We start from the raw sequence: 12,515 nt of genomic DNA, 5'->3' as shown, positions 1-12,515 counted from the left end.
GCCGGCGCTGCGGGCGCGGACGGCGGCCCGGCGCCCCGCAGCGGCCGCGCCGTGCCCGTTGCCGCGGAGCGGGCCGAGCAGACCCCTTCCCGCAGCGGTTTCGAGCGGCGCAGGTTCGTCCTGCTGGCCGGCGGCGCGGCCCTGGCCTCGGCAGGTGTCGGACTGGGCGGGCGGTGGTACGCCACTGCGCAGGCCGGCGTTGCCGAAAGCCGCAGCGCGCTCCGCCTGCCGCGCCCCGACGACCCGGCGCCGCCGCTGCCCGACGGCGCCGAACTCGACATCGACGGGCTGAGCTCCTTCTACACGCCCAACAGCGACTTCTACCGGATCGACACCGCCCTGTCGGTCCCGCGCCTCGACGCCACGCAGTGGAGCCTGCGCATCCACGGCAGGGGCGCGCAGGAACGCGAGTACACCTTCGCCGACCTGCTGCAGCGCTCCGACCTGATCGAACGCGACGTAACGCTGGCCTGCGTGTCCAACCAGGTGGGCGGTTCCTACGTCGGCAACGCCCGTTGGATCGGCGTGCCGCTGGCCGCGCTGCTGCGCGAGGCCGGGGTCCGCCCGCCGAACGAGGGCGGCCCCGCCGACCAGCTGATTTCGCGGTCTTCGGACGGGATGGACATCGGTACGCCTGTCGCCGCCCTGATGGACGGCCGCGATGCGATGCTGGCCATCGGGATGAACGGGCAGCCGCTGCCCGTCGAGCACGGGTTCCCCGCACGGATGGTGGTGCCCGGCCTCTACGGGTACGTTTCGGCGTGCAAGTGGGTGGTCGAGATGGAGCTGTCCACCTTCGCCGCCTACGACGCCTACTGGGTGCCGCGCGGCTGGTCGCAGGAGGGCCCGATCAAGACCCAGTCGCGCATTGATACGCCCCGCACGGGCGACACCGTCAGCGCCGGCACCGTGCCCGTCGCCGGAGTGGCCTGGAAGCAGAACACGGGTATCGAGGAGGTCGAGGTCCGCATCGACGACGGCGACTGGCAGACTGCGCGGCTCGCCGAGGAGGACACCGCCGACACCTGGCGGCAGTGGGTGCTCCAGTGGCAGGCCGAGCCCGGTGAGCACCGGATCACTGTGCGCGCGACCGACCGCTCCGGGCGGACCCAGACCGCCGAGGAGTCGTCGCCGGCACCCAACGGCGCCAGCGGCTACCACACCATCGACGTAACCGTCTCCTGATACGGCGGTCGGTCCCGATCGCCCCCGCGATCCGCGCTGCGGGCCGCGGTGTACCGCCGGCGTGCACGGCGGTGTTCACGACAAGCAACCAGACGATCACTAGGAGAGCTACATGTCCACTGGTTCCCTCAACACGCTGCGCCGCCTCGTCGCCGCAGGCGCGATCAGCCTGACCGCGATGTTCGCGCTGGCCGCCTGCAACGACGGCGAAGGCGGCGGTGGCGGCGGCGAACAGGAGCAGGAACAGGAGCAGGAGGACGGCGGCGAAGAGAACATGCAGGAAGAGGACAGCGAAGAGGGCGGCGAGCAGGAGCAGGAACAGGAGGACGGCTACGGCGGCGGCGAGGACAACATGCAGGAAGAAGGCAGCGGGAACATGGAGGACGGCGGCGGGGAGGAGATGCAGGACGAGGGCGGCGACATGGCCGACGACGGCGGCGACATGCAGGACCGTTGACGTGCTCCCCGCCCTGATCGGGCGGGGATTCCAGCCTGGGTCGTCTGAGCCTTCTGGTGGCGGTAACCGGGTCCCCCGCAACCGGCCCCGCCCGCCGCGGGCTGCCGCGGCGGCGCCGGGCACGGCGCGTGCCCGCGCCTGTTGCGGCGGCCCGGCGCAGGCACCGCTGGGGCGCCGCCGGGCCGCCGCTCAGCGGTTGTCCAGGATCAGGTCGGCGTGCTCCTGCGGCCGGTGCTCGGCGTAGAACGCCTCCTCCTGGCGCGCCCACACCGCCCGGTAGGGGGCGTATTCGGCGGCATCGGCGCGGGCGTCCAGCCGCGCCTCCCGCAGGTCGCCGGGTGCCTGCACCCACACCAGCAGCCCCAGGTACGGGCGCAGCGGGCGGGCGCCCGCACCGCACCCCTCGATCAGCAGCAGCCCGTCGACGGGGGTGTGCTGCCAGGTGCCGGGTGCCTGGCGCTGCCAGTCGTAGCGGCGCCAGTACGGGTCGCCGCCACGGGCCAGCGGCGCCAGGATCCATTGGTGCACCAGCGGCACCGCGGCTTCGAGGCCCTGCCAGCCGGGGTGGATGTCGTCCATGTGCAGCAGCGGCCGGCCGGCCGCTCGGGCGATGCGTTCGGCCAGCGCGGTCTTGCCGGCGCCGGAGCGGCCCTCCAGCGCCATCACCCGGCAGCGGCCGGCCCGCGCGGGGGAGCGGTGCAGCATCGCGACCGTACGGTCTACCCAGTCGGGCGCCGCGGTACTCAGAGTCGGCGCGGCCGCGGCGGGCGCGCCTGCGGAGCCGCCGGGGCCAGGCCCCAATGGTGAATTCAAGTCTTGTAAGCTCCCTTCACCAGCAGCGCCTGCCTTCAGGTGTGAGGAGAGGGAGTGCCGTGACCGAAGTCGAGGTGACACCCGGCTCCCAGGCCGCGCTGCGGCGGGCCAATCAGCAACGCGTTGTCGACGCGCTGCGCACCGGGGGAACGCTCACCCAGGCCGAGCTCGCCCGCGGCACCGGGCTCTCGCCCGCAAGCGTCTCCAACATCGTACGCAACCTGCGCGCGGCGGGCACGGTGTCGGTGCGCGAGACCTCCTCGAACGGCAGGCGGGCCCGTGCGGTCACCCTCATCCGCCCGCCCGGCGCGGTGGTGGCCATCGACTTCACGCTGACCGGGATCACCGCGGCCTTGGGCGACAGCCATGGCGAGGTCCTGGCGCGGGCGAGCATCGCCTACGACGTGGCGGCCGAACCCGAGCGCGGGGTGCGGCGCGCGGTGTGGCTGGTCGAGACGCTGCTGACCCGGGTGCGGGTGGACCACGCCACCATCGCCGCGGTCACCGCGGCCGTCCCCGGCCCGGTCGACCTGCGCACCGGCGAGATCGGCGCGATCACCTGCATGCCGCGTTGGGCGGGTTTCCGTCCGGCCGAGGCGCTGTCGCTGCGCCTGGGTGTACCGGTGCAGGCCGAGAACGACGCCAACCTGTGCGCGCTGGCCGAGATGCGCGGCGGTGCCGCCGACGGCCGCGAGCACGTCATCTACGTGCGGATCAGCGAGGGGGTCGGCGCCGGCATCGTGGTGGGCGGCCGGCTCTTCCGCGGCGCCGGGGGAACGGCCGGCGAGATCGGGCATATCGGCCTGGACGAGCGCGGCCAGGTGTGCCGCTGCGGCAACCGCGGCTGCCTGGAAACGCATCTGGCCACCACATACCTGCTGGGCATGCTGCCCCACCAGAGCGAAGGCGCGCCGGCGACCGTCACCGAGCTGGTAGCGGCCGCTGATGGCGGCGACCCGGGCTGCCGCCGGGTGGTCGCCGAAGCCGGTACCGCCCTGGGGCGCGGGCTGAGCATCCTGGCCAATACGTTCAACCCCGAACTGGTGGTGCTGGGCGGCGAACTGGTCGCCGCCGGCGAGGCGCTGCTGGAGCCGGCGCGCCGGTCCCTGGAGCTGGGCACGCTCGGCAGCGCGCTGAGCGAAATGGAAATCGTTCGCGGGCGGTTGGGCGATGACGCGGCGGTGCGCGGCGCGTTGCTGCTGGCAGCGACTTCAGCAGTGGAAACCTGAACGTAAAATTCGGACAGCCTTCACAAGTCTTCACATAGCAGGCACGTCCGCTCCGACCTGGTGTTTTTCTGTCTTCACCGGTTGTATGAAACCGCTGTGACCCTTCAGTTATGTGTTCAAGGCTTGACGTCAACGGAGCGAAGGGTTTGACTGCACCGCATTGGTCCATCGAGTGACCCGGCACACAGACCCGGGTCGGGTATCCCCCATTTCAACCTGGCTCGGTGGCCGTATGAGGAGGTCAACCCGTTGAACAAGCGAAGCGGATACATGTTCCGCGCCGCGGTCGGGGCGGCAGCGGCACTGTCCCTGCTTGCCACCGGTTGCGGCGCCACCACCACCGGTGGTTCAGGCGACGGCGGCGGCTCGGCTAGCGTCGAAGAGGGATTCAAGGTCGGTCTGCTGCTGCCGGAGAGCCAGACGGCACGGTACGAGGAGTACGACAAGCCGTTCTTCGAGGAGGCTCTCACCGAGCTCTGCGAGAAGTGTGAACTGCTCTACCAGAACGCCGACCAGGAGACCTCCAAGCAGCAGTCCCAGGCCGAGGCGATGCTGACCGACGGTGTGGACGTGCTCGTGCTCGACGCGGTCGACGCCGAGGCCGCCTCCGGCATCGTCAAGAACGCCAATAGCCAGGACGTGCCCGTCGTGGCCTACGACCGGCTCGCCCAGGGCGGCGTGGAATACTACGTCTCCTTCGACAACCGCCGCGTGGGCGAGGTCCAGGCGCAGTCGCTGCTGAAGGCGCTTGACGAGGACGAGGCCGGCAAGGACGCCAAGATCGTGATGATCAACGGTTCGCCGACCGACCCCAACGCCGCGATGTTCAAGAAGGGCGCCCACGACGTCTTCGACGGCCAGGTCGATGTCGCGGCCGAGTACGACACCCCCGAGTGGAACGCCGACGAGGCGCAGACGGAGATGGAGCAGGCCATCACCTCCATCGGCGCCGAGAACATCGACGGCGTCTACTCCGCCAACGACGGCATGGCCGCCGGTGTCGTCGCCGCGCTGAAGAGCGCGGGTGTCGACGACCTGCCCCCGATCACCGGGCAGGACGCCGAGATCGCCGGTGTCCACCGCATCGTCGCCGGCGAGCAGTACATGACGGTCTTCAAGGACTACCAGACCCAGGCCGGCATCGCCGCTGAGATGGCGGTCGCCGCGGCCACCGGCGAGAAGTATCAGGGCGACGACGACAACGCCGTGACCAAGGTCGACGACGGCGACGGCAACTCCGTCAAGTCGGTGCTGATCGAGCCGCAGGCGGTGACGGTCGAGGACCTGGAGGACACGGTGGTCTCGGGCGGCATGTACTCCATCGAGGAGATCTGCACCGAGCGGTACGCCGACACCGACTTCTGCTCGAACATCCAGAAGGGGTAGCAACCGCCGCCCCAGTGCACAGGCGGGCGGGCGCCGGTCCTGCAAACCGGCGCCCGCTTGCAGAACGGGACCACACCAGACACGCGACTCCCGTCGTGGGCGCAGCCTAAAGGACGCGACATTGAGCACACCAGTCCTGGAGTTGTCCGGGATATCCAAGAGTTTCGGCGCCGTACAGGCGCTCAACCAGGTTGACCTCGCGGTCAGCCCCGGCGAGGTTGTCGCCCTGCTCGGCGACAACGGAGCGGGAAAATCGACACTCGTCAAAGTGATCGCCGGGGTCAACCCCGCCGATAGCGGCGACATCATCTGGGAGAGCAACCGGGTCAGCATCGGCCGGCCCGCCGACGCCCAGCGGCTCGGCATCGCGACGATCTACCAGGACCTCGCGCTCTGCGACAACCTGGACATCGTCTCCAACCTCTTCCTCGGCGTTGAGAAGACCGTCTTCGGCGCTCTCGACGAGGTCGAGATGGAGCGGCGGGCGATGAAGCTGCTCGACTCCCTCTCCGTGAAGATGCCCAGCCTGCGCGTACCCGTCGCCTCGCTCTCCGGCGGCCAGCGCCAGATCATCGCGATCGCCCGCTCGCTGCTGGGCGACCCCAAGGTCGTGCTGCTGGACGAACCCACCGCGGCGCTGGGCGTGGCCCAGACCGCCCAGGTGCTCGACCTGATCGAGCGCCTGCGCGACCGCGGCCTCGGCGTCATCCTCATCAGCCACAACATGGCCGATGTGCGTGCCGTCGCCGACCGCGCCATGGTGCTGAGGCTGGGACGCAACGGCGGCGACTTCAGCGTCGAGGACACCAGCTACGAGGAGATCGTGGCGGCCATCACGGGTGCAGCCGACAACCCCGACTCCCGGCGCTCCGGGCGAGACGCGCTGACCCGGACGGAGGAAGCGTGATGGCACAGCAAGCACCCGCCTCCAGCGGCACCGGCAAGAACAACGGCGAGGCCGCGGATCCGGCCTTTGAACAGGACCCCCGGCTGCTGGTCACCCGCACATCCCCGGCGAGCCTGCTGGCCGCGCTGCAGCGCCGCGTCCGCGGCGGTGAGCTGGGACCGCTGCCGGTGATCGTCGGCCTCATCGTCATCAGCGTCGTCTTCCAGCTGATGCACGAGCGGTTCCTCTCGCCGCAGAACCTGTCCAACCTCACCGTGCAGGTCGCGGCCGTGGGCTTGATGACCACCGGCGTGATCATGGTGCTGCTCCTGGGCGAGATCGACCTGTCCATCGGGTCGGTCGCCGGCGCCTCGGCCGCGGTGCTGGCCGTACTGTCGGTCCGGATGGGCGTACCCGAATGGGCCGCCATCCTGGCCGCCGTGGGCACCGGTCTGGTCATCGGCATCCTGCACGGCACCATGTTCGCCAAGGTCGGCGTACCGGCGTTCGTGGTCACCCTGGCCGGCCTGCTGGGGTGGCAGGGCCTGCAACTGCAGTTGCTGGGCAGCGACGGCACCATCAACATCAGCGACGACGGCCTGATCGCCTCGCTCACCCACACCTTCTTCGTTCCGGCCTTCGGCTGGGGCATAGCGGCTGTCGCGGTGGCGGTGTTCGTGGTCTTCACCCTCATCGGCGAGCGGCGCCGTGCCGCGGCCGGGTTGATGGCCAAGCCGCCCATGGAGATCGCGGTACGCAGCCTGGCGCTGGCCGTCCCGGTGTTCGGCGCGGTCTTCATCCTCAACCAGTACAAGGGCGTGCCGCTGGCGTTCCTGATTTTCGTCGGGTTCGTGGTCGCTTTCGACCTGATGCTGCGCAAGACCCGTTACGGGCGCATGGTCTTCGCCGTCGGCGGCGGCGCCGAGGCGGCACGCCGCGCCGGCATCAACGTCGACCTGGTGCGGATCTCGGTGTTCGCACTGGCCTCGATGCTTTCGGCGATCGGCGGCATCCTGCTCGTCTCGCGCTCGTTCTCGGCGAGTCTGGACACCGCCGCCGGCGAGGAACTGATGATGGGCATCGCGGCCGCGGTCATCGGCGGCACCAGCCTCTTCGGTGGACGCGGCAACGCCTACTCCGCCCTGCTGGGCGGCCTGGTGCTGGGCGCCATCACCTCGGGCCTGTACCTGCTGCAGATGGGTACCCCGGTGCGCTTCATGATCACCGCCCTGGTGCTGCTGATCGCGGTCACCCTGGACGCGGTGTCGCGCCGCAGCCGCCGCGCTCACGCGCGGGGAGGCTGATCGCACTGCCCCGCGTGCGCAATCCGGCGCATGCCGCCCCGGCCGCCCGCCCACTCCCACCCCCGGTGCGGTGCGGCCGCCCCCGGCGCCCCCAGAGCCCCTCCCCTCTGGGGGCGCCGCCCTGTGCGCCATCGGTGCGGCGCATGGAAGCGGTGCGGGGACAGGAACACAGCAATAGGAGCCCGGAACCCCGACGGGGGAAGGGGGCGCGAAAAGTCCTATGGCCCTACCCCTGTGTCCCGACCGGGTAAGAGGAGATATAGCGTCTGCCTCCTATGCCCGATATCACCTTCCTCCTCGTGGCCGGCACGGCCGTGCTCCTGGGCGCTGTCGTGCAGAGCAGTGTCGGCCTCGGCCTCGGGCTCGTGGCGGCGCCGGTCGTGGCGCTGCTGAACCCCGCCATGATGCCGGGTGCGATGCTGATCGCGACAGCCGTACTACCGGTGTTCGTCCTTGCCGTGGAATGGCGCAACGTCGACTGGCGCGGATTGGGCTGGGCGCTGATCGGGCGCCTACCCGGATCCCTGGCCGGCGTGTGGGTCGTCGCGGTCCTGCCGCCCGAACTGCTGGCCGGCGGCGTGGGCGCCATGGTGCTGGTCGCCGTCGTGCTGTCGGTGCGTTCGGTGCGGGTACGCATCGGCCGCACCTCGCTGCTGGCCGCGGGCGTGGTCTCCGGCTTCACCGGCACGGCCACTTCCATCGGCGGCCCGCCCATCGCGCTGCTTTACCAGCACGAGGCCGCCGGACGGATTCGCGGCACCCTGGCGGTGTTCTTCCTCGTCGGCTGCGTGATGTCGCTGGGCCTGCTGGCAGCGGGCGGCCAACTGCACGCCGCCGAGGTCTCCGCCGGCCTGTGGCTGCTGCCCTTCGTGGTGGCCGGGTTCCTCGCCGGGCGGCCCCTGTGCCGTGTCATCGACGCCGGCCGGATGCGCGCCGTACTGCTGGCGGTGGTCACCGTCTCCGGCATCGTGCTGCTCGTGCAGGCCGCCCTCGGGTAGCCTGCGGGCGATGAGCGTCCCACCCGGCCGCGCCCCTACCGGCCCCTCAACCGGTCAGGCCGGCACCGCACGGCCCCGGCGGCGCCGAGGTCCCGGTAAGGACGATCTCGCCGCCGCGCACGGCGCCACGGTCCCCGACATCCTGGCGCCCGACCTGGACATTCTCTTCTGCGGCATCAACCCCGGCCTCTACTCCGGCTGGAGCGGGCACCATTTCGCGCGCCCCGGCAACCGGTTCTGGCCGGCGCTGCACCAGGCGGGCCTCACCCCGCGGCAGCTGCGCCCCGACGAACAGCGGTTGCTGCCGGACTGGGGACTGGGGATCACCAATCTGGTGGCCAGATCCACCGCGCGCGCCGACGAGCTCGGCACCGACGAACTCCGCGGCGGCGCCGCCGGACTGGAACGGAAACTGCGGGCCTACCGCCCCCGAGTACTGGCCGTGCTGGGGGTGACCGCCTTCCGGCAGGCGTTCGGCGACCCCGCCGCCCGCATCGGTCCCCGCAGCAGGCCCATTGCCGACACGCCGGTGCAGGTCCTGCCCAACCCCAGCGGCCTCAACGCCCACTGGAGCACCGCGGGCATCGCCGAAGAACTACGCCGGTTGGGCGAATTTGCGCAGGGCCGGACCACCGGATCCTGTTAAGAGCCGGTTCGGGCGGATCATAGACTCAGTGCAACCGAGCAGGATGGGGCGTGCAGGGTGCGGAGCGGGCATCCCTCCCGCGACACGCCGGACGAGGGGACTGACGAGACGTTGACGCTACTCGACTCGCTGCGCAATCCGGAGGACCTGAAACGGCTCCCGGCCGAGAAGCTGCCGCAGTTGGCCGCCGAGATCCGGGAATTCCTCGTCGCTGAGGTCACCCGCACCGGAGGGCACCTGGGTCCCAACCTGGGCGTGGTCGAGCTCACCTTGGCGCTGCACCGGGTGTTCGACTCCCCGCGCGACCCGATCCTCTTCGACACCGGGCACCAGTCCTACGTACACAAGCTCCTCACCGGCCGCCAGGACTTCTCCGGGCTGCGCAGCCAGGGCGGGGTTTCGGGCTACCCCTCGCGCGCGGAATCCGAGCACGACTTCATCGAGAACTCCCACGCCTCCACCGTGCTGTCCTACGCCGACGGCCTGGCCAAGGCCAACGGGATCCAGAGCCGCTCCGAGCGCACCGTCGCCGCCGTGGTGGGCGACGGCGCGCTGACCGGCGGCATGTGCTGGGAGGCGCTGAACAACATCGCCGCCGGCCCCGATCGCCGGGTCGTCATCGTGGTCAACGACAACGGCCGCTCCTACTCGCCGACCATCGGCGGGCTGGCCGACCACCTCGCCTCGCTGCGCATGACCCAGGGCTACGAACAGGCCCTCGACCTCGCCAAGGCCGCGCTGAACCGGGCGCCGGTGGTCGGCCAGCCGCTGTATGAGGCGCTGCACGGGCTGAAGAAGGGCGTCAAGGACGCCATCCAGCCGCAGATCATGTTCGAGGACCTCGGGCTGAAGTACCTGGGTCCCATCGACGGCCACGACGAACAGGCCGTCGAAAAAGCGCTGCGCCGCGCCCGCGACTTCGGCGGCCCGGTGATCGTGCACTGCCTCACCCAGAAGGGCAAGGGCCACGCACCCGCCGAGAACCACGAGGTCGACCAGTTCCACGCCATCCGCGCGGCAAAGCCCGCCCCGCAGGGCGAACAGGAGCAGCCCTCGCCCGCACCGCAGAAGTGGACCAACGTCTTCGGCGAGGAAATGGTCGCCCTGGGCGCCGAGCGCTCCGACATCGTGGGCATCACCGCGGCCATGCTGCACCCCACCGGCCTCGCCGCCTTTGCCGAGGCCTACCCGGACCGCTGCTACGACGTCGGCATCGCCGAACAGCACGCCGCCACCTCGGCCACCGGGCTGGCGATGGGCGGGCTGCACCCGGTCGTGGCGGTCTACGCCACCTTCCTGAACCGCTGCTTCGACCAGGTGCTCATGGACGCCGCCCTGCACCGCCAGGGCGTCACCTTCTGCCTGGACCGCTCCGGTGTCACCGGACCCGACGGCGCCAGCCACCACGGCATGTGGGACCTCTCCCTCCTGCAGGTGGTGCCGGGGATGCGGCTCGCGGTGCCGCGCGATGCGCCCCGGCTGCGCGAACAGCTGCGCGAGGCCGTGGCCGTCGACGACGCGCCCACCGCGCTGCGCTACCCCACCGGCGCGGTGGCACCCGAGATCGAGGCCGAGAGCCGGGTCGGCACCATGGACGTGCTGCGCCGGTCCCCGCGCGGCGGCGAAGTCGAGGATTTGCTGCTGGTGGCCGTGGGCTCCATGGCCCAGACCTGCTGCGAGGTCGCCGACCGCATGGCCGACCAGGGCATCGGCGTCACCGTGCTCGACCCCCGCTGGGTCAAGCCGCTGGATGCGGCGCTGCTCGGCGAAGCCGCCCGCCACCGCGTGGTCGCCGTCGTCGAGGACAACGGCCGCGTGGGCGCGGTGGGCGACGCGGTCGCGCGCATGCTGCGCGACGCCGACCTGGACATCCCGGTGCGCACCTTCGGCATCGAGCAGGAGTTCCTGGACCACGGCAGCCGCGACGCCATCCTCGCCGACCTCGGGCTGACCCCGCAGAGCCTGGCCCGCAAGCTCACCGAGACCGTCTCGCGCCAGACCGAGCGCCAGCGCTCCGGCGACCAGGAACCAGCCGGCAAATGATCCCCCCGCCCGCATGCCGGCGCCGGCATGCGGGCGGCCGCCAGCGCGGCGTGCAGCGGGGGGCACGGGAGGCACCGCCGCCCGCTGCGCCGTATTCTCCTGCGCCGTAAGGCAGCGGTGCGGCGGTCCGATGGGCCAGAATAGGGCCATGAGCCCCTCCGAGCCGCTGCGGGTAGCGATCATCGGCTCCGGCCCCGCCGGGATCTACGCCGCTGACGCCCTCACCCGCCAGACACGCGAAGAGGTCGCCGTCGACATCATCGACCGGCTGCCCACCCCCTATGGCCTGGTGCGCTACGGCGTGGCCCCCGACCACCTGAAGATCAAGGGCGTCGCGCGCGCCCTGCGCGAGGTCCTGGAACGCCCCGGTGTGCGCTTCGTCGGCGGTGTGGAGTTCGGCCGCCACCTCACCCGCGAAGGCCTGGCCCGCTCCTACCACGCGGTCGTCTACGCCACCGGCGCCAGCGTCGACCGGCGGATGGGTATCCCCGGCGAGGACCTGCCCGGCAGTGTCGCGGCCACGCACTTCGTCAACTGGTACTGCGGCCACCCCGACTCCGAGGTCGAGTCGTTCCTGCTCGATTCCGAGGAGGTCGCGGTGGTAGGTGCGGGCAACGTCGCCCTGGACGTGGTGCGCATCCTGGCCAAGAGCGCCGACGATCTGCACCGCACCGACATCCCCCAGCCGATGCTGGAGGTGCTGGCCGCCAGCAAGGTGCGCCGCATCCACCTGCTCGCCCGCCGCGGCCCGCTGCAGGCCAAGTTCACCGCCCCCGAACTGCGCGACCTGGGCCGCCTGGACAACGCCGAGGTGGCGGTGCGGCCCGAGCAGGTCGACATCGACCCCAACGACCGCGCCATGGCCCAAGCCGAGCGTGCGGCGCGCACCAACCTGAAAATCCTCGGCGAGTGGGCCCAGCGCCCGCCCCGCGACCTCCCGCGCAGCATCGACTTCCGGTTCTGGGTGCGCCCGGTCGAGGTGCTGGGCACCGAGCGCACCACCGGGGTGCGGGTCGAGGAGACCCGGCTCGACGACGGCGGCCGGCTCCAGGGCACCGGCGTCTTCGAGACCCTTGAGGCGGGCATGGTCTTCCGCTCGATCGGCTATGCCGGAACCCCGCTGCCGGGAGTGCCCTTTGACGAGCGCACCCGCACCGTCCCGCACACCGATGGCCGGGTGCTCGGCGCCGACGGCGCGGTGCGCCCCGGCGACTACGCCGCCGGGTGGATCAAGCGCGGCGCCAGCGGGGTCATCGGCACCAACAAGTCCGACGCCGCGGCCACCGTGCGCAGCCTGCTCGACGATGCCGACGACCTGCGCGCGGCCGCCGGCGGGCTGGAACCCGTCGAACAGGTCCTTGAGGGCAGCGGCGCCGCGGTCACCGACTACGGCGACTGGCTGGACATCGACGCCGCCGAGGCCGAGTTGGGCGCCGCGCTGGGCCGCGGCGAACGCGTGAAACTGCGCAGTTGGCACGACATTTACGGCGCGATCGGCCGCTGAAGCCCGGCGCGTCCGCGCCGGCCGGGCGCGTCCGCGCCGGCCGGGCGCACCCGGCCGGCGCGCG

At 71.5% G+C, this 12,515-nt stretch carries 11 protein-coding genes; 10 read left to right on the top strand and 1 reads right to left on the bottom strand.

The annotated features are described in order from the left end of the window. Both ACYVD5_RS23545 and ACYVD5_RS23540 read left to right on the top strand, forming a co-directional pair. On the top strand, positions 1-1,185 hold a 1,185-nt coding region (locus ACYVD5_RS23545; RefSeq protein ID WP_461003310.1), incomplete at its 5' end, for a molybdopterin-dependent oxidoreductase. Between the two features lie 112 nt (positions 1,186-1,297). Then, positions 1,298-1,642 (top strand): hypothetical protein, encoded by a 345-nt coding sequence (locus ACYVD5_RS23540; protein WP_461003309.1) that lies wholly within the window; start codon positions 1,298-1,300, stop codon positions 1,640-1,642. 189 nt (positions 1,643-1,831) lie between these two features. On the opposite strand, the gene ACYVD5_RS23535 is transcribed toward ACYVD5_RS23540, so the two are convergent. After that, a complete protein-coding gene (locus tag ACYVD5_RS23535; RefSeq protein WP_461003308.1) occupies positions 1,832-2,347 on the bottom strand; it encodes a nucleoside/nucleotide kinase family protein in 516 nt (171 codons plus the stop codon). Between the two features lie 167 nt (positions 2,348-2,514). On the opposite strand from ACYVD5_RS23535, the gene ACYVD5_RS23530 reads away from it, so the two are divergent. From ACYVD5_RS23530 to ACYVD5_RS23495, 8 genes are all read left to right on the top strand, one after another. After that, the gene (locus ACYVD5_RS23530) at positions 2,515-3,684 is read left to right on the top strand and encodes an ROK family transcriptional regulator (protein ID WP_461003307.1); all 1,170 of its coding nucleotides are present in this window, start codon (positions 2,515-2,517) and stop codon (positions 3,682-3,684) included. 270 nt (positions 3,685-3,954) lie between these two features. Continuing rightward, entirely contained in the window at positions 3,955-5,070 is a 1,116-nt protein-coding gene (locus ACYVD5_RS23525; protein WP_461003311.1) for an ABC transporter substrate-binding protein, read from the top strand. Between the two features lie 121 nt (positions 5,071-5,191). Next, positions 5,192-5,977 carry an ATP-binding cassette domain-containing protein gene (locus ACYVD5_RS23520; protein WP_461003306.1) on the top strand — a complete coding sequence of 262 codons (786 nt, stop codon included), beginning with the start codon at positions 5,192-5,194 and terminating at the stop codon, positions 5,975-5,977. Continuing rightward, complete coding sequence (locus tag ACYVD5_RS23515) at positions 5,977-7,260, top strand: sugar ABC transporter permease (RefSeq protein ID WP_461003305.1); 1,284 nt, start codon at positions 5,977-5,979, stop codon at positions 7,258-7,260. Before ACYVD5_RS23520 ends, ACYVD5_RS23515 begins: the two co-directional genes overlap by 1 nt. Positions 7,261-7,535: 275 nt before the next feature. Next, complete coding sequence (locus tag ACYVD5_RS23510; RefSeq protein ID WP_461003304.1) at positions 7,536-8,258, top strand: sulfite exporter TauE/SafE family protein; 723 nt, start codon at positions 7,536-7,538, stop codon at positions 8,256-8,258. 10 nt (positions 8,259-8,268) lie between these two features. Further along, positions 8,269-8,904 (top strand): G/U mismatch-specific DNA glycosylase, encoded by a 636-nt coding sequence (gene mug / locus ACYVD5_RS23505; RefSeq protein WP_461003303.1) that lies wholly within the window; start codon positions 8,269-8,271, stop codon positions 8,902-8,904. A 111-nt stretch (positions 8,905-9,015) separates the two neighbouring features. Continuing rightward, entirely contained in the window at positions 9,016-10,947 is a 1,932-nt protein-coding gene (gene dxs, locus ACYVD5_RS23500) for a 1-deoxy-D-xylulose-5-phosphate synthase (protein WP_461003302.1), read from the top strand. 148 nt (positions 10,948-11,095) lie between these two features. Beyond that, complete coding sequence (locus tag ACYVD5_RS23495; protein ID WP_461003301.1) at positions 11,096-12,451, top strand: FAD-dependent oxidoreductase; 1,356 nt, start codon at positions 11,096-11,098, stop codon at positions 12,449-12,451. The last annotated feature ends 64 nt before the right edge of the window (positions 12,452-12,515 follow it).

This window comes from Streptomonospora sediminis, from assembly GCF_054778995.1.
This window is presented reverse-complemented; position numbering and strand designations above follow the sequence as displayed.